16 protein-coding genes, 1 tRNA gene and 1 riboswitch are annotated in these 16,938 nt (G+C 63.1%); of the genes, 10 read left to right on the top strand and 7 right to left on the bottom strand.

Features of this window, described 5'->3' with window-relative positions; translation table 11 throughout:
- Window positions 1-2: 2 nt before the first annotated feature.
- Both NKH91_RS25870 and NKH91_RS25865 read right to left on the bottom strand, forming a co-directional pair.
- Window positions 3-665 (bottom strand): response regulator, encoded by a 663-nt coding sequence (locus NKH91_RS25870; protein WP_502893818.1) that lies wholly within the window; start codon window positions 663-665, stop codon window positions 3-5.
- A 118-nt stretch (window positions 666-783) separates the two neighbouring features.
- Complete coding sequence (locus tag NKH91_RS25865) at window positions 784-1,215, bottom strand: hypothetical protein (RefSeq protein ID WP_352493790.1); 432 nt, start codon at window positions 1,213-1,215, stop codon at window positions 784-786.
- A 126-nt stretch (window positions 1,216-1,341) separates the two neighbouring features.
- Here NKH91_RS25865 and NKH91_RS25860 point away from each other — a divergent pair, with 126 nt between their 5' ends.
- Both NKH91_RS25860 and NKH91_RS25855 read left to right on the top strand, forming a co-directional pair.
- Window positions 1,342-1,692, top strand: a complete 351-nt coding sequence (locus NKH91_RS25860; RefSeq protein WP_352885284.1) for a DUF952 domain-containing protein — start codon at window positions 1,342-1,344, stop codon at window positions 1,690-1,692.
- Window positions 1,689-2,765, top strand: a complete 1,077-nt coding sequence (locus NKH91_RS25855) for a quinone-dependent dihydroorotate dehydrogenase (RefSeq protein ID WP_352547902.1) — start codon at window positions 1,689-1,691, stop codon at window positions 2,763-2,765. The genes NKH91_RS25860 and NKH91_RS25855 overlap by 4 nt, the downstream gene beginning before the upstream one ends.
- 3 nt (window positions 2,766-2,768) lie before the next feature.
- Here the strand turns inward: NKH91_RS25855 and NKH91_RS25850 are convergent, their stop codons facing one another.
- The gene (locus tag NKH91_RS25850) at window positions 2,769-4,193 is read right to left on the bottom strand and encodes an MATE family efflux transporter (RefSeq protein WP_352885316.1); all 1,425 of its coding nucleotides are present in this window, start codon (window positions 4,191-4,193) and stop codon (window positions 2,769-2,771) included.
- A 50-nt stretch (window positions 4,194-4,243) separates the two neighbouring features.
- Between NKH91_RS25850 and NKH91_RS25845 the strand changes: the two genes are divergently transcribed.
- Window positions 4,244-5,146: a histone deacetylase family protein gene (locus NKH91_RS25845; protein WP_352547904.1), complete on the top strand. Its 903-nt coding sequence runs from the start codon at window positions 4,244-4,246 to the stop codon at window positions 5,144-5,146.
- A 62-nt stretch (window positions 5,147-5,208) separates the two neighbouring features.
- Here the strand turns inward: NKH91_RS25845 and NKH91_RS25840 are convergent, their stop codons facing one another.
- A complete protein-coding gene (locus NKH91_RS25840; RefSeq protein WP_352852417.1) occupies window positions 5,209-5,511 on the bottom strand; it encodes a DUF6460 domain-containing protein in 303 nt (100 codons plus the stop codon).
- A 93-nt stretch (window positions 5,512-5,604) separates the two neighbouring features.
- On the opposite strand from NKH91_RS25840, the gene NKH91_RS25835 reads away from it, so the two are divergent.
- Window positions 5,605-5,678, top strand: a tRNA-Gly gene (locus tag NKH91_RS25835).
- A gap of 315 nt (window positions 5,679-5,993) precedes the next feature.
- On the opposite strand, the gene NKH91_RS25830 is transcribed toward NKH91_RS25835, so the two are convergent.
- Window positions 5,994-6,983 carry a LysR family transcriptional regulator gene (locus tag NKH91_RS25830; protein WP_352482475.1) on the bottom strand — a complete coding sequence of 330 codons (990 nt, stop codon included), beginning with the start codon at window positions 6,981-6,983 and terminating at the stop codon, window positions 5,994-5,996.
- A gap of 317 nt (window positions 6,984-7,300) precedes the next feature.
- Between NKH91_RS25830 and chvE the strand changes: the two genes are divergently transcribed.
- The 4 genes from chvE (at window position 7,301) to araD1 (ending at window position 12,462) form a co-directional block, all read left to right on the top strand.
- The gene (gene chvE / locus NKH91_RS25825; RefSeq protein ID WP_023719486.1) at window positions 7,301-8,365 is read left to right on the top strand and encodes a multiple monosaccharide ABC transporter substrate-binding protein; all 1,065 of its coding nucleotides are present in this window, start codon (window positions 7,301-7,303) and stop codon (window positions 8,363-8,365) included.
- Between the two features lie 99 nt (window positions 8,366-8,464).
- On the top strand, window positions 8,465-9,997 hold the full coding sequence (gene mmsA / locus NKH91_RS25820; protein WP_352885283.1) for a multiple monosaccharide ABC transporter ATP-binding protein: 1,533 nt from the start codon (window positions 8,465-8,467) through the stop codon (window positions 9,995-9,997).
- The gene (gene mmsB, locus NKH91_RS25815) at window positions 9,994-11,286 is read left to right on the top strand and encodes a multiple monosaccharide ABC transporter permease (protein ID WP_352885282.1); all 1,293 of its coding nucleotides are present in this window, start codon (window positions 9,994-9,996) and stop codon (window positions 11,284-11,286) included. The genes mmsA and mmsB overlap by 4 nt, the downstream gene beginning before the upstream one ends.
- A 183-nt stretch (window positions 11,287-11,469) precedes the next feature.
- Window positions 11,470-12,462, top strand: coding sequence for an AraD1 family protein (araD1, locus tag NKH91_RS25810; RefSeq protein ID WP_023719489.1), 993 nt, complete (start codon window positions 11,470-11,472; stop codon window positions 12,460-12,462).
- Window positions 12,463-12,490: 28 nt separating this feature from the next.
- On the opposite strand, the gene NKH91_RS25805 is transcribed toward araD1, so the two are convergent.
- Entirely contained in the window at window positions 12,491-13,585 is a 1,095-nt protein-coding gene (locus NKH91_RS25805) for a 2'-deoxycytidine 5'-triphosphate deaminase (protein WP_352493787.1), read from the bottom strand.
- A gap of 135 nt (window positions 13,586-13,720) precedes the next feature.
- A riboswitch (SAM riboswitch) is annotated at window positions 13,721-13,798 on the top strand.
- A 70-nt stretch (window positions 13,799-13,868) separates the two neighbouring features.
- Between NKH91_RS25805 and NKH91_RS25800 the strand changes: the two genes are divergently transcribed.
- A complete protein-coding gene (locus NKH91_RS25800; RefSeq protein WP_352493786.1) occupies window positions 13,869-15,059 on the top strand; it encodes an O-succinylhomoserine sulfhydrylase in 1,191 nt (396 codons plus the stop codon).
- A 34-nt stretch (window positions 15,060-15,093) separates the two neighbouring features.
- Here the strand turns inward: NKH91_RS25800 and NKH91_RS25795 are convergent, their stop codons facing one another.
- On the bottom strand, window positions 15,094-16,248 hold the full coding sequence (locus NKH91_RS25795) for a ceramide glucosyltransferase (RefSeq protein WP_352482479.1): 1,155 nt from the start codon (window positions 16,246-16,248) through the stop codon (window positions 15,094-15,096).
- A gap of 227 nt (window positions 16,249-16,475) precedes the next feature.
- On the opposite strand from NKH91_RS25795, the gene apaG reads away from it, so the two are divergent.
- On the top strand, window positions 16,476-16,868 hold the full coding sequence (apaG, locus tag NKH91_RS25790) for a Co2+/Mg2+ efflux facilitator ApaG/CorD (protein WP_023719493.1): 393 nt from the start codon (window positions 16,476-16,478) through the stop codon (window positions 16,866-16,868).
- The last annotated feature ends 70 nt before the right edge of the window (window positions 16,869-16,938 follow it).

Genomic DNA, 16,938 nt, shown 5'->3' with positions numbered 1-16,938 from the left:
AATCAGCCGGCGGCCTGCACCGGGTCGCTGCCGATCTTGGACAAAAGGATGACCGCCTGGGTGCGGCTGTCGACGCCGAGCTTCTGCAGGATGGCCGAGACATGCGCCTTGATCGTCGCTTCGGAGACGCCGAGCTCATAGGCTATCTGCTTGTTGAGCAGTCCCTCCGCCAGCATGCCGAGCACGCGCGTCTGCTGTGGCGTCAGCGCCTGCAGCCGCTTGATCAGGTCGGAAATCTCGGGATCGCGCTCGACGCCGAGATCGACCCCGGCGGGTGCCGCGATATCACCTGCGAGCACCGACTGCACCGCATTGCGGATCTCTTCCATGCTGGCCGATTTGGAGATGAACCCCGAGGCGCCCAGGTCGAGCGCGCGCCGGATCGTCACCGGATCGTCATGCGCCGAGACCACCATCATCGGCACCGCCGGATGGATGCCGCGCAACGAGATCAGGCCGGAAAGGCCGCTTGCGCCCGGCATCGAGAGGTCGAGCAGGACCAGATCGACATCCTCATTGGCCAGGACCAGCGCCTTGGCGCTTTCGAAATCGCCGGCCTCGTGAATGGCGGCAACATCTCCGATGCCGGCGAGTGCCTCCCTCAATGCACCGCGAAAAAGCGGATGATCGTCGGCGATGACGAATGTGTAGCCCAACGGTGATATCCCTCCCCGAATCCCGTTGGCGATTTTCCGCCTTGCAGGATCTGAACGATCATAACGCTACGCCGCTGTTCGGCGTGGCCGGCTTGCTATTCCCGCCCTAGGTCTTTTTGCGAATTGCCTAGGTCTTTTGCGAATTGGGCTTGGCGCCGTCTTCGTCCTTGTCCATGTCCTTGACGATATCCATGAAGCTGCGCAGGAAGCGCTCCATGTAGCCCATCGTCTTGTTGAAATCCTCCTCGCTGGGCAAAGTCGATTCGAAACGCGCGGCAAGCGAATTTTCGAGCTTGGCGACGCGTTCGTCGAGCGCCTTCACCGAATTTTGCAGCCGGTCGATCTGATCCTGGAAGGCGGCACGTTCGTCGGCCGCTGTCTTGCAGACGAGCTGACCGGAACGCTCCTCGCAGAGCGACATGGCGCCGGTCTGCGTATCCATGCGCACATAGCCATTGGCCGATTTTTCCAGCCGGTAGCGATCGGCTTCCTCGGAAAAGGCCGAAGCTGCGACAAGCGAGACCAGTGCTGCGGGGATCAAGACGTGTTTCAGACGCATGTTTTCCTCCATGAGCCAGTCGGCGCAATCTATCACAGTTTGCGCCGGAATTGGGGAAGAACCTGAAATGGGGAAGAACGCGGGCCTGCCCTTCCCCGCGTCGTCGGTTCGGACTATAGCGCAACGATGTCCGAGATCATCTACAAGATAGTTCCCGAGGCGCTGTGGCGCGAGGCTGAACGAGAAGGCCGCTTCACCGGCGCGCCGATCGACGTCGCCGATGGCTTCATCCATTTTTCCACCGCCGGGCAGGTTCGGGAAACGGCAGCCAAGCATTTCGCCGGCCAGAGCGGGTTGCTGCTGCTCGCCGTCGACGGCGCGCACCTCGGCGATGCGCTGAAATACGAGGTCTCGCGCGGCGGCGCCTTGTTCCCGCATCTTTATGGCGGGCTCGGCCTCGATGCGGTCGTCTCGGTGCAGGCATTGCCGCTCGGTGCCGACGGCCGGCACGAATTCCCGGCGCTGGAGGCCGAATGAGCGCGTTCGACCGGATCGGCCAGAAACTGCTGTTCACGCTCGATCCGGAAACCGCGCATGGGCTGTCGATTGCCGCGCTGAGATGCGGCCTGCCGGTCGCCGGGCGCCCTTTGCGAGACGACAAGCTAAAGGTCAGCCTTTGCGGGCTCGATTTCCCGAACCCGCTCGGCATGGCCGCCGGCTACGACAAGAATGCCGAAGTGCCGGACGCACTGCTCGGCCTCGGCTTCGGCTTCGCCGAGGTCGGCACGATCACGCCGCTGCCGCAGACGGGCAATCCGAAGCCGCGCATCTTCCGGCTGCCTTCGGACGGGGCAGTGATCAACCGGCTGGGCTTCAACAATGAAGGCCACGCCGCCGCGGAAAAACGTCTTGCTGCCCGCAAGGTTCGCGCCGGCGTCGTCGGCGTCAACGTCGGGGCCAACAAGGACAGCGCCGACCGCGTCGGCGACTATGAGCGCGGCGTGATCAGGTTTGCGCGATACGCCGGCTATCTGACGATCAACATCTCCTCGCCAAACACGCCGGGCCTGCGCAACATGCAGGCGCGCGAACAGCTTGGTGAACTCCTGTCGCGGGTCATGGCCGCGCGTGCGGCGGCACCGGCAAAGCCGCCCGTCTTCCTCAAGATCGCGCCGGACCTGGTCGAGGCCGAACTGGAGGACATCGCCGCCGAGATCACCGACAAGCAAATAGACGGCGTCATCATCTCCAACACCACGATCGCGCGAGCCGGCCTGCGCAGCGCCGGCCTTGCCGGCGAGACCGGCGGGCTTTCGGGAAAACCCTTGTTCGAGCGCTCGACCATCGTGCTGGCAAGGATGCGAAAACTACTTGGCCCGGATCCCGCCATCATCGGCGTCGGCGGCGTCGATTCCGCCGAGACGGCGCTGGAAAAGATCCGTGCCGGCGCCGATCTCGTCCAGCTCTATACCGGCATGATCTATGCCGGGCCTGCGCTGCCGGGGCGTATTCTTTCCGGCATGGTCCGTTTCATGGACAGTCAAGGGCTGAAGTCGCTGCGCGAGCTTCGCGACAGCCGCCTCGATCACTGGGCGACGAAACCGCTTTAGCGATCAGTTAAAGGCCGTGCGCACCCGCAGCCGCAATATAGTGAGCAGGCTGAAGCCGCGTACCAGCAGGAACACGTGCAGCGCCGCCCACAGGCCGTGATTGCCGAACGCCGGCGCCAGGATCAGCAACGCGGCGCTGAACGCCAGGAACGACACCAGCATCATGTTGCGCATGTCGCGCGACCATGTCGCGCCGATGAAAACACCGTCCATCTCGAAAGCCAGCACGCCGCTGAGTGCGGTGAATGCCGCCCATGGCAAGTAGATGTCGGCGACGGCGCGGACGTCTGTCGAGGTCGTGATCAGGGCGACCAGACCGGTGCCTTCCAGCAGGAGCACGAGCGTCGCCACGCCTGCCAGGCCGAGCCCCCAAAGCAGCGTCAGCCGCACCGCCTGGTCAAACGCCGTGGCGGAACGGGCGCCGATGGCGCGCCCGGCCAGCTGTTCGGCGGCGGTGGCGAAACCGTCGAGGAAATAGCCGGCAACCAGGAAGAGGTTCATCAGCACGGCGTTGGCGGCCAGCGTCAGCGTGCCGAATTGCGCGCCTTGGCGCGTGAACAGCGCGAAGGCGGCGAGCAGTGAGAAGGAGCGGATCATGATATCGCGATTGAGCGACATCATGCGCAGGAATGCCGGCAAATCGAGGACGCGATGGCGCGGCAGCCTGGGTGCGGCCCAGAAGCGCCGGCCGACGATGGCGAGACCAAGCAGCATGGCGACGAACTCGCCGGTGAGCGTCGCCCAGGCGACGCCGGCAACGCCCCAGCCAAGCTCCAGGGCGAGCAGGAAGCAGAGCGCGATATTGATGCCGTTCAGCACCAGCTGCAGCATCAGCCCGAGCCCGCCCTCGCCGCGCCCCAGCACATAACCAAGGATGGCGTAATTGATAAGCGAGAACGGTGCTGCGAGCATCCTGATGCGGATATAGACGTCCATCGCCGCGCCGACGCGCGGCTCGGCGCCGATGAACCATTGCCCGGCAGCCGAAACCAGGGGCGCAAGTGCGGCAAACACGATGCCGGCGACGACCGCGATCAGCACGGCGCGCCAGAACACCGCCTGCTCCTCCAGTGCATCGCCGCGCCCGAAGGCCTGGGCGACGAGGCCGGTGGTGCCGGAGCGCAGGAAGTTGAAGGTGGTGAAAACGACGTCGAAGATCAGGGCGCCGGCCGCCAGGCCGCCGAGAAGGGCGGCGTCGCCGAACTGTCCGACCACCGCCGTGTCGACAATTCCGAGCAACGGCGTCGTCAGATAGGCAAGCGTCATCGGCACGGCGATGGCGAGCACCGAACGGTTGGTGACGACGAAAGCCCTGGCTTCGGTGACGTGGGCTTCGGTGGGCAAAGCCTGCTCCAAACGTGTGTTGCTTCCTGTTGCGGCTTGATCGGCTAGCCGATGTGCCCCAGTTTGCGGACCTCGCGCAACCATCCATCCCGGCATGGTCAACCGAAACCCGCCTCTGGCGCACCGGCCGTCCCATGTCCTTGCAGATCGTTCATCATCCCGATTACGACGCCGGTTTCGCCGTCAACCACCGCTTCCCGATGAGCAAATATCCGCTGCTGATGGACGCCTTGCGGGCACGCGGCCTGGCGCGGCCCGAAGCGCTCAACACACCAGCGGTGGCGCGGCCATCATGGCTGAAGCTTGCCCACGCGGCAGACTATGTCGACCAGGTGCTTGCCTGCGACGTGCCGGTGAGGATCGAGCGCGAGATCGGCTTTCCCGTGGGACCGCGGGTTTCGCTGAGGGCGCAGCTCGCAACGGCCGGCACGGTGATGGCGGCGCGGCTGGCTTTGCTGAACGGAATCGCTTGCAACACGGCCGGCGGCAGTCATCACGCGCGGCGCGCGCAAGGCGCCGGCTTCTGCACCTTCAACGACGTGGCCGTTGCCGCGCTGGTGCAGCTCGCCGAAGGTGCCGCCCAAAACATCCTGGTCGTCGACCTCGACGTGCATCAGGGCGACGGCACGGCGGATATCCTGAACGACGAGCCGCGCGTGTTTACCTTCTCCATGCATGGCGACCGCAACTACCCCGCGCGCAAGATCGCCTCCAACCTCGACGTCGCCCTGCCCGACGGCACCGGCGATGCAGCCTATCTGGAGCGGCTGGGCGCCATCCTGCCGGAGCTGTCGGCGCGAAAGCGCTGGGATCTCGTCTTCTACAATGCCGGCGTCGATGTCCATGCCGAGGACCGGCTCGGCAGGCTGGCGCTGTCGAATGACGGGCTGCGCGCCCGCGACGATATGGTGATCCGCCATTTCCGCACGCTAGGCGTCCCGGTGTGCGGCGTTATCGGCGGCGGCTATTCGACGGATGTCGCAGCACTTGCCGCACGCCACGCCATCCTGTTCGAGGTGGCTGCGGGCTACGCGTGAAAGGCTGTTTGTTTGAGCATGATCTTTTCCGAAAGCCGGTTCCCACTTTTTGGGATCATGCTCTACTTCTTGAAATTGGCGATCCTGAGCAGGATGAAGGCCGGCACGACGATCGCGGCACCGAGCAGGATGTAGCCGAGGAAGCGGTCGATGGCGTGGAAGCCCAAATTCCACAGGTCGATGAAGAATTTGCGGATGCCGTAGAGCACGTCCATCGGCGACCAGCCGAAGGCGTTCATGACCAGGCCGACGAGGAACGACACCACAAGCAGCTTCAAGATCACCCGGAGCGGCGTATCGCCGAGAAAGCGGTTCAGTGCGGACAAGGCCTGTCTCCACAGTCGGGTGCCGCGATTCGGGCACATGCCCAGAAATACGCAGTTGACCGCCCGGCATCAAGCCGAGCCCTCAAACCGGATTGCGCATCGGCGCCGGGCCATGATATCGGAGGAACCAGCGCGGGTATGATGTAATGGTAGCTTGTCAGCTTCCCAAGCTGAACGCGCGGGTTCGATTCCCGCTACCCGCTCCAGCTTTTGCCACACGGGTTGCGCCTGAGTTGGCGATGTTGAAAACTTGCGGCTTTACAGGCAGTTTTACAGCTCGGCTGGCCGTCCTTCATCTGTTTGGCCGATGTGCCAGTTCGTCGAATATCTCACATTGAGGGTCGGCGGGGCCTCGAATGACCCCAACCGGAATGTCTACCCTTGGCCCGCTGGCTTCTGCTGGCGGGCTTTTTTTGAGCATCACGCAGCAGTTGTAGCCGACGTGCATCGGCGCCGCTGCTGGTGGGCCTGTCTGGTCGTCTGGCCGGCCACGGGATGCGCCCCGCTACCCGCTCCAATCCTCAGCCCACCTCCCGCAAAATAAAATCGTGCAGCATCTTGGCCGCCGGCGACAGCGCGCGGTTCTTTACCGTGATCAGGCTGTAGGGCCTGACCTCGATGTCGAACTCGGTCTGGACGACGTCGATGGCGCCGTCGAGCCCTTCGGGGTTCTGAATGAACTTCGCGACCTGGATCGACACCGGCGCGATCGCGTCGGATTGCGCGACCATGACCAGAGTCAGTAACAGCGAGCTGGTGTTGAGGATGCGATCCGGCAGCGCGATGTTGCGGTTCAAAAAGTTGCTTTCCATGGCTTGGCGCAGCGGCGAGCCGCCCGACTGGAAAACCCAGTCATAGGCGGCGGTGTCTTCTAACCGCACTGCCTTGCCCTTGGTCAGCGGGTGGCCGCGGCGCACGATCAGGCAGGCCTTCTCGACGCCGATGACGCGGGCCTCGAACAGCCGCGGATTGAGGTCGTCGGGGATGCGGGCGATGATGAAATCGTGTCGGGAGGCGATCAGCTCGCGCGCCAGCACGTTCGAGGTCTCGACCTGCATGGTGATTTCGATGCGCGGATAGAGGCGCCGGATCTCGCGGATCGCCGGCACCGCCAGCTCGATCGCCGGTGCCGTCACCGCGCCCAGGAACACCGAGCCGCCCTTGCCCGCCTTGAGCTCGAAGATCTCGCGGTCGACCTCGCGCATCTCGAGCAGGATCGATCGCGCGCGCCGTGCCAATGCCTTGCCATAGGGCGTCAACGTGATGCCGCGCGGCAGCCTTTCGCAGAGCTTGACGTCGAGCACCGCCTCCATCTCGGCGATCATGCGCGAAGCCGCCGGCTGCGAGATGTTCATGACCTGGGCCGCGGCACTCACCCGGCCGTGCTCGTCGAGGGCTGCGATCATACGCATGTGACGCAGGCTCAAGCCGCTGCGCAGCAGGGTTCCGCCATCGCGCGGAATCTCATCGTAACCGGCTGATATTCCACCAGGATTTCGCAGCGCCGCCATGATTTTCCTTACTCCCACGCCCGATGCTACGGCCAGTCATCCGGCAGCGCCGCCACTAGCTTTAGCCATATCAGTCTCGATATAGCAACCATCAAAGATCGCATTTGACAGTTATGGCAAAGCGACACACCCTTCGCGCGTCCTGAGACTTGACGGTCGGTGACGAGGGAAAACTCGTATCGATTGAACCAGAGTTTCGGGGCCGATTGGGAGGATACCGGAGATCGATTGACGGCAGCGGCGCGTTTGGCGCTCCTGCACGATTGCGCGGCCCACGAAACCCAAGGGTACGCGTCCATCAACCAGGGAGAGTTAATGTGAAGATTATCAAGACACTGGCCGCCGTCGCGGCCCTAGGCATCGCGGCTATGACGCTGCCGGCGCAAGCGGGCGAAGGCCTGGTCGGCGTGCTGATGCCCACCAAGACCTCGCAGCGCTGGATCAACGACGGCGACGCCGTCAAGTCCCAGCTCGAGGCTCTGGGCTACACTGTCGACCTGCAATACGCGCAGGACGACATTCCGAACCAGCTCAGCCAGCTGGAAAACGAAATCACCAAAGGCCCGAAGGCGCTGATCATCGCTTCGATCGACGGCACCACGATGGGCGATGCGCTGCAGAAGGCGAATGACGCCGGCGTCGTCGTCGTCGCTTACGACCGCCTGATCAAGAAGACGCCAAATGTCGACTACTACACCACCTTCGACAATTTCGGCGTCGGCGTCATCCAGGCCAAATCGCTGCTCAAGGGCCTCGGCTATCCCGAGAAGAAAGGCCCGTTCAACATCGAGCTGTTCGGCGGTTCGCCGGACGACAACAATGCGTTCTTCTTCTATAACGGCGCCATGTCGGTTCTTCAGCCGCTGATCGACGACAAGACCCTCGTCGTGAAGTCCGGCCAGATGGGCATGGACAAGGTCGGCACGCTGCGCTGGCTGGCGGCAACCGCCCAGGCCCGCATGGACAATCTGCTCTCCGCCAACTACTCGGACGGCAGCCGCGTCGATGGCGTGCTCTCGCCCTATGACGGCCTGTCGCGCGGCATCATCGCTTCGCTGCGCGCCGTAGGCTACGGCACTGCCGATCAGCCATGGCCGATCGTCACCGGACAGGACGCCGAGACCGCTTCGGTCAAGGCGATCATTGCCGGCGAACAGTATTCGACCGTGTTCAAGGATACCCGCGAACTCGCCAAGGCGACGGTCGAACTCGTCGACAAGGTGCTCTCGGGCGGCAAGCCGGAAGGCCTCGACACCACGACCTACAACAACGACGTCAAGGTCGTTCCCTCGATCCTGTTGACGCCGCATGACGTCGACAAGTCGAACTACCAGGCGCTGGTGGTCGACTCCGGCTACATCAAGGCCGAAGAACTGAAGTAATCGCGGTTACAAAGCCTGGGGTCCTGCGCAGGCAGGGCCCCTTTTCGTTGGCGAGCCAGCCCGGTATTGTTTGCGGACCTCGCAGGAGTGGTATTCTCAATGGCATCGACGATTTTGGAGATGCGCGACATCACCAAGACGTTTCCCGGCGTCAAGGCGCTGTCGAACGTCAAGCTCATGGTCGAGGAAGGCGAGATCCATGCCGTGGTCGGCGAGAACGGCGCCGGCAAGTCGACGCTGATGAAGGTGCTGTCGGGTGTGTATCCGTCCGGCACCTATGACGGCCAGATCATCTATCGCGGCGATGAGTGCCATTTCAAAGGCATCCATGACAGCGAGCGCAAGGGCATCGTCATCATCCACCAGGAGCTTGCGCTGGTGCCGATGCTGTCTATCGCCGAAAACATATTTCTCGGCAACGAGCAGGCCAGATACGGCGTCATCGACTGGAATGCCAACGAGACGCGCACCAGCGCCCTGCTCAAGAAGGTCGGCCTCAAGGAAGACCCCAACACGCTGATCACCAATATCGGCGTCGGCAAGCAGCAGCTGGTCGAGATCGCCAAGGCGCTCAGCAAGGAAGTGAAGCTGCTCATTCTGGACGAGCCGACGGCGAGCCTGTCCGAAAAGGACAGCCAGGCGCTGCTCGATCTGCTGCTCGAATTCAAGCGGCAGGGCATCACTTCGATCCTGATCTCGCACAAGCTCAACGAGGTGAACCGGGTCGCCGACAAGGTCACCATCATCCGTGACGGGCGGACCATCGAGACGCTGGCCAAGAAGGATATCTCGGAGGACCGCATCATCACCTCGATGGTCGGCCGTTCGCTCGACGACCGCTACCCGCCGCGAGAGCCGAAGATCGGCGAGACCGTTCTCGAAGTGAAAAACTGGTCGGTCTACCATCCCATCCATGCCGAGCGGCAGGTCATCAAGGGCATCAACCTCAACGCCCGCAAGGGCGAGGTGGTCGGCATTGCCGGGCTGATGGGCGCCGGCCGGACCGAGTTTGCCATGAGCCTGTTCGGCCGGTCCTATGGCCGTCGCATCACCGGCGAGGTGTTCCTTAACGGCAAGCCGATCGATGTCTCTTCGGTGAGCAAGGCGGTGGAACACGGCATCGCCTATGTTACGGAGGACCGCAAGACCTACGGTCTCAACTTGATCGACCATATTAAGCATAACATCACGCTGGCCAACCTGCCCGGCGTCTCGCGCCATGGCGTGATCGACGATTTGCGCGAGCTTTCCGTCGCCAACGATTATCGCGGCAGGACCAATATCCGCGCCTCAAGCGTCTACCAGATGACCGGCAACCTTTCTGGCGGCAATCAGCAGAAGGTGGTGCTGTCGAAATGGCTGTTCGCCAATCCGGAAGTGCTGATCCTTGACGAGCCGACACGCGGTATCGATGTCGGCGCCAAATATGAAATCTATACGATCATCGCGCGTCTCGCCTCCGAGGGTAAGGCAATCATCGTCATCTCGTCGGAAATGCCCGAACTGCTCGGCATCACCGACCGCATCTACGTCATGAACGAAGGACGCATCGTCGGCGAAATGGCGGCGAGCGACGCCAGCCAGGAAAAGATCATGCGCGCCATCGTCCGTGGAGAAGGGAAAGCATCATGAGCACCGAAAGCGCTCCCGGGCCGCAAACCGGCGTCGCCCAGGATATACAACACGCACCTCGCATTGCCGTCTCGGCGCTGGTCACCAATCTGCGCGAATACGGGTTGGTGCTGGCGTTGATCGCAATCATGGTGTTCTTCCAGTTCACCACGTCCGGAACGCTGTTCAAGCCGGTGAACCTCAGCAATCTCGTGCAGCAGAACAGCTTCATCATCGTGATGGCGCTGGGCATGCTTCTGGTGATCGTTTCGGGCCATATCGATCTCAGCGTCGGCTCAGTCGCCGGCTTCATCGGCGCACTGGCGGCGATGATGATGGTTATCTGGCCGCTTGGCCCATTGAGCAATCCGCTGGTGGTGTCGATCATCTGCCTGATCGTGGGTGGCGCGATCGGCGCGGCACAAGGCTACTGGATTGCCTATCACCGAATACCGAGCTTTATCGTCACGTTGGCGGGCATGCTGATCTTCCGCGGCATCTGTCAGGCGCTGCTGGGTGGCGGGTCTTCCGTGGGGCCGCTTCCAGTCGGCTTCAAGGCGCTGAGTTCCGGCTTCATTCCGGACCTGATCGGCCCATTGACGCTGATACCACCGACCGTGAACGCCGCCGGCAAAACCATTGTCGGCAGCGGCCTGACGCTGCACCTGACGACTATCGTGATCGGCCTCGCCGCCGTGCTCGCCTATGCCTATTTCGGGCTCAGGGCGCGGCGCACCCGCGAGCGGCATGGCTACGAAGCCGAGCCTTTCTCGCTGTTCGTCGTCAAGACCCTGGTGATCAGCGGGCTGGCGCTGTTTCTGGTCTACCAATTCGCCACCTATAGGGGCCTGCCCATCGTTCTCATGGTGATGGGCGTGCTGATCGCGTTGTTCGTCTTCGTTACCAAACGCATGACGATCGGCCGCCGCATCTATGCGATGGGCGGCAATGCCAAGGCAGCGCAGCTATCGGGCATCAAGACCGAACGGCTGACGTTGATGGTGTTCATCAACATGGGCGTGCTGTCGGCACTCGGCGGCCTGATTATCGCGGCGCGCCTGGGGCAGGCGGTGCCGGCGGCGGGCCTCGGCAGCGAACTCGACGTCATCGCCGCGGTGTTCATTGGTGGCGCTTCGGCGATGGGCGGCGTCGGCCAGGTCATCGGCGCGGTGGTCGGCGGTTTCATCATGGGCGTCATGAACAACGGCATGTCGATCATGGGCGTCAATGTCGATTGGCAGCAGGTGGTCAAAGGCCTGGTGCTGCTCGGCGCCGTCGTCTTCGACGTCTACAACAAGAACAAGGCTTGAGAGGCAACCAGGAGGCATACGGGTCACATCGCGGCGCTGCCGGGCGGCGCGAAGAAGTCCCCCGAGGGACCTGACCCGCGAGCGCAATCCGGACGAAGAATTTCAACCGCGGCGTGGACAGGGTCCGAGCCGCGCCGGGCAGGGTTTGCCAAGAAGGCAGGCCGCAATTCAGAGAGGGTTACCATGCTGATCTCACAGATCCTCGACGACGCCGAGACGATCCGCGTCGTTGCCCGCAACGGCGGCAAGACCCGCGTCATCAACGGGGCTCGCAGCGTCTATTCGCTGGCGATGGAAGCCGCGCGCACCGGCACCGGGCTTGTCGCCCTGATCGAGCGCAAGGGCTTCGGCGAAACCGTCGATCTCGACGCAGCCTACAAGAAGGGACGACTGCTGTCGCCGATCAACCATCCCGATCCGGCGCATCTCCATCTCACCGGCACCGGGCTGACGCATCTCGGCTCCGCCGCGACCCGCGATTCCATGCACAAGAAGCTCAGCGATGGCGGCGAGGAACAGCTGACCGATTCCATGAAGATGTTCCGCATGGGGCTGGAGGGCGGCAAGCCGGCGAAGGGCCAGATCGGCGTGCAGCCCGAATGGTTCTACAAGGGCAACGGTACCATGGCAGTGGCGCCCGGCGCGGCGCTCATGTCGCCCGCCTTCGCCCAGGATGCCGGCGAGGAGCCGGAAATCGCCGGAATCTATGTGATCGGCGACGACGGCGCCCCGTTCCGCGTCGGCTTCACGCTGTCGAACGAGTTTTCCGACCACGTCACCGAGCGCGTGAATTATCTCTTCCTCGCCCATTCGAAACTGCGCAACGCCTCGTTCGGGCCGGAGATCCTGATCGGCGATTTGCCATCCGATATCCGCGGCGCTTCACGCATCCTGCGCCACGGCAAGCTGCTTTGGGAAAAGCCGTTCCTGTCGGGCGAGGCGAACATGTCGCACACCATTGGCAATCTCGAGCATCACCACTTCAAATACTCGGCCTTCCGCCAGCCGGGCGACGTGCATGTGCACATGTTCGGCACGGCGACGCTGTCCTTCGCCGACGGCATCAGGACGGAGGCTGGCGACGTGTTCGAAATCGAGGCGCAGGATTTCGGCCTGCCGCTGCGCAACCCGCTCGAAATCGAGCAGCCGGTGAAGGTCGCCGTGAAGGCGCTTTGAGCCGGCATAGCCGCAAGTAAGGGGAAGCTCAGCGCGCCGCGCGGAAATGCTTGGACAGTTTTAGGCCCTGCGCCTGATAGTTGGAGCCGAGATCGGTGCCGTAGAGTGCCTGCGGCCGTTTCAGCATGTGCTCGTAGACCAGCCGCCCGACGATCTGGCCATGGTCGAGAATGAACGGCACTTCGTGGCTACGCACCTCGAGCACCGCCCGGCTGCCGGTGCCGCCCGACGCCGAATGGCCGAAACCGGGGTCGAAGAAACCGGCATAATGGACGCGAAACTCGCCGACCAACGGATCGAAGGGCGTCATTTCGGCGGCGTAGAGCGGCGGCACATGCACCGCCTCGCGTGACACCAGGATATAGAATTCGTCCGGATCGAGCACCAGCTCGCCGGCACCGCTCTTGTAGAGCGGCTCCCAGAAATCGACGACATCCTGCGCGGCGCGCTTGTCGACGTCGACCAGGCCGGTGTGGTGCTTGCCGCGATAGCCGACCAGCCCGTCCTTGTCACCGTCGAGGTCGATCGACAACGCGATGCCGCCGCCTGAGATGTTGGGCGGCTCGGTGGCGACCAGCATCTCGGCGCGATGCAGGTCGTGCAGTTCGCTTTCCGACAAAAGCGCATTGCCGGTGCGGAACCTGATCTGCGACAGCCGCGAGCCGGTGCGTACAACGATCGGGAAGGTGCGCGGGCTGACCTCCAGATAGAGCGGGCCTTCATAACCGGCGGCGATCTTGTCGAACTCGTGGCCGCGGTCGGTCATTACCCGAGTGAAGATATCGAGCCGTCCGGTCGAGCTTTTCGGGTTGGCCGAAGCCGAAATATGAGCGGGCAGCGCCAGGCTTTCGAGCAGCGGCACGATGTAGACGCAGCCAGTTTCCAGCACGGCACCTTCGGCGAGGTTGATCTCGTGCAGCTTCAGCCGGTCGAGCTTGTCGACAACCCTGTGGTCCGGACCGGGCAAGAAGGAAGCACGCACCCGCCAGGCCTTGTCGCCGAGCCTGAGGTCAAGGCTGGCCGGCTGGATCTGATCGGCATCTAACATGCGCGGCGATTTCAGCGCGCCCGTCTGGAACAGCGCGGAAATATCCTGATCGGGAAGAATGCCTGTCTGCCGCAAGGGTCTGGCTCCGTTCGAACGCCGGGCGAGGTCTTGTTCTGTCGCAGGTCCGACCGTGGACGCCTTTGGCACCTGCTTGGTACAACCCTCTTAATCATGCCGGCAATTGACGCAAGCGCGGCGCGGGTCTAAAGCTCGTTATCCCGTGGTGATTTGGCCGGTCGGCTTGCAGCCACGTTAAACAAGTCGCTAAAGGACCGTCGGGCCGCAAGGCCATATGGACCGGTTGCGACTTTCGCGACCGGTTTTTTGTTGTTTGGACCAATTTTGGTGTTTGGATAGAATGATGACCAAGAAGCGCGACTGGAAGCCTCAGACCGCACTCGTGCACGCCGGGACGCTGCGTTCCGGCTTCGGCGAGACCTCCGAGGCGATGTATCTCACCCAAGGCTATGTCTACGAGACGGCGCAAGCGGCGGAAGCCCGCTTCAAGGGGGAGGAGCCGGGCTTCATCTATTCGCGCTATGCCAATCCGACGGTCGACATGTTCGAAAAGCGTATGTGCGCGCTGGAAGGCGCCGAGGACGCGCGCGCTACGGCGTCCGGCATGGCGGCGGTGACGGCAGCGCTGCTGTGCAGCGCCAAGGCGGGCGACCATGTCGTGGCGGCGCGCGCACTGTTCGGCTCCTGCCGCTGGGTGGTCGAGACGCTGGCGCCGAAATACGGCATCGAGGCAACGCTGGTCGATGGCACTGACATCGCCAATTGGGAACAGGCGGTCAAGCCGAACACCAAACTGTTCTTCCTGGAAAGCCCGACCAACCCAACGCTGGAAGTGGTCGACATCGCCGCCGTCGCGGCACTTGCCAACTCGATTGGCGCCAGGCTGATCGTCGACAATGTCTTCGCCACGCCCTTGCAGCAAAAACCCTTGCAGCTCGGCGCCCACATCGTCGTCTATTCGGCCACGAAGCATATTGACGGCCAAGGGCGCTGCCTTGGAGGCGTTATCTTGTCGGACAAAAAATGGATCGACGAGAACCTGCATGACTATTTCCGCCACACCGGCCCCAGCCTCTCGCCCTTCAATGCCTGGACCCTGCTGAAAGGCCTGGAGACGCTGCCGCTACGCGTACGCCAGCAGACGGAAAGTGCCGGCCGCATCGCGGATTTCCTCGCCGAGCGCCCTCAAATCGCCCGTGTCATCTATCCCGGCCGCGCCGACCACCCGCAAGCGGCCGTGGTCAAGAAACAGATGTCAGGCGGCTCAACGCTGATCTGCCTGGATGTGAAGGGCGGCAAGCAGGCGGCCTTTGCTTTCCAGAACGCGCTCGACATCGTGCTGATTTCCAACAATCTCGGCGACGCCAAGAGCCTGATCACTCATCCGGCGACGACCACGCACAAGAACTTGACCGATGAGGCCCGCGCCGAGCTCGGCATCGGGCCGGGCACGCTCAGGCTTTCCGTCGGCCTGGAAGATACCGACGATCTGCTCGAAGATATCGAGCAAGCGCTGAGAGCCGCCGGATAGGGCTGACCGAACAGAGGTGAGCGGGGGGCGCCGATCAGGCGCCGGACGGGGTCTCTTCCAGCTCCGCGACGGCCTTGGTCTGGATGGTCATAACGTTGCCGCGCCAGTCGACGGCGCCGCTCAGCCAGCCGCGCGCCCATATCGCCGGCAGCATGCAGTCGCGAACCATCATCGCCAGGATGGTGCGCAGCGACAGGTGCCATCCTTTGACCCAGGCCAAGGCACATTCCGGCAGGTAGGCCGCGACCAGCACGGCGATGGCGGTTGCCGGCAGGCTGACGCCGGCGTCAGCCGCCGCGATCAGCGCAAGCAGCAGCGGCGGCGCCGCGCCGATCAGGATCTCGGGGGCGAAGAACAGCGCGAAGGTGACGCGGCGCAGCCGCGCCCAACGCGCCTGCCGAGACCAGATCTCGCCAAGCGTGCGCCGGCCGAGCGGCTGTTCGAAGGGCGAAGCGACAAGATTGACGCGAAGTCCGAGCCGGTTGACCAGCTTGGTCGCGGCGGCGTCCTCGGCGATCTCGGCGGCCAGTGCGCGGATGCCGCCATTGGCGTCAAGCATCGGCTTGTTCCACAACATGCTCTTGCCCTGGGCGAAGCCAAGGCCGAGCGCCTCTCCAGCGTACTGCCAGCGTGCCTGCAGTGTGTTGAGAAAGGCGCATTCGACCTCCCCCCAAAACCCTTCAGGCCGCGAGCCGATCGGCGTCGAGCAGACGAGGCCGGTGTCGGGCCGCCATGCCGCCATCAGCTGCTGGACATAATCGCTCGGCATAAGCACGTTGGAATCGGCAAGGATGACCCAGCGATAAAGCGCCGCTTCCCAACCCTTCACGCAATTGTTGAGTTTCGGATTGCCGCTGATGCGGTCGTCGCCGACGAGCAGCCGGGCGCGTATAGCCGGAAAACGCGCCATTGCAGTGGTGATCGACTTGACCACGGGGTCGTCGGCATGGGCGACGCAGAAGATGAGTTCGTAGCGCGGCCAGTCGAGTGAGAAGGCGCGCTCCAGCGTCTCCTCGGTAAACGGCTCGACGCCGCGCGCCGGGACGACGATCGATACCGGTGGCACGGTGGCGGCCGGCGATGCGATCCTGGCTGCTCGCTTCAGCTTCAGCGAAGCTAACAGGATGCTGGCGAGATTTGAAAGAAGGAGAGCTATGGAAAAGAGGGCGGCTGCGAATGTCGGTTCCATCGAGATCTGGTCACTCCAGAAATGCTGGCCGCATGACGGCCGTTTTCAACAATTCGACAGAACACCGAGTCGCCCGGCACAAGCCTGCACACCATCATTGTCATGTGTCACTTAAATGACATTGTTTTTCGGCACCTGCGCTTGAGTCGGGCAAGGAGATGACGCGCATCGTTGATCAAACTGCGCTGAGCGTCGAAAGTTCCGTCTACATTGCTTTGGAGCAGTTCATGTACAGCGCCGTCACCCGCAACATCGAAGTGCAGGTCAGGCCGTTCTATCTGGAGGATCATTCCGACCCGCCGCAAAACCGCTATGTCTGGGGCTACCAGGTGACCATCGACAATCGGTCGGACGAGTTCGTGCAGCTTCTGTCGCGCTACTGGCACATTACCGATGGCACCGGCAAGGTCGAGGAAGTGCGCGGCCCCGGGGTCGTCGGCGAGCAACCCGGACTCAACCCCGGCGACAGCTATCAGTATACGTCTGGATGCCCGCTCTCGACCCCGTCCGGCATCATGGTCGGGCACTACACAATGCGCAACAAGCGGGGCGAGACCTTCGACGTCGCCATCCCCGCCTTCTCACTCGATTTGCCAGGCACGCGGCGCACCGTCAATTGACGTTCACTTTGATTCCTCTTCCCGCCTTGCGGGGCGAGGAACCCAAGTTCTGCGAAGGCAGCCGCACTGA

Origin of the sequence: Mesorhizobium sp. M0894, assembly GCF_040319725.1 — a bacterium.
GTDB lineage: Bacteria > Pseudomonadota > Alphaproteobacteria > Rhizobiales > Rhizobiaceae > Mesorhizobium.
This window is presented reverse-complemented; position numbering and strand designations above follow the sequence as displayed.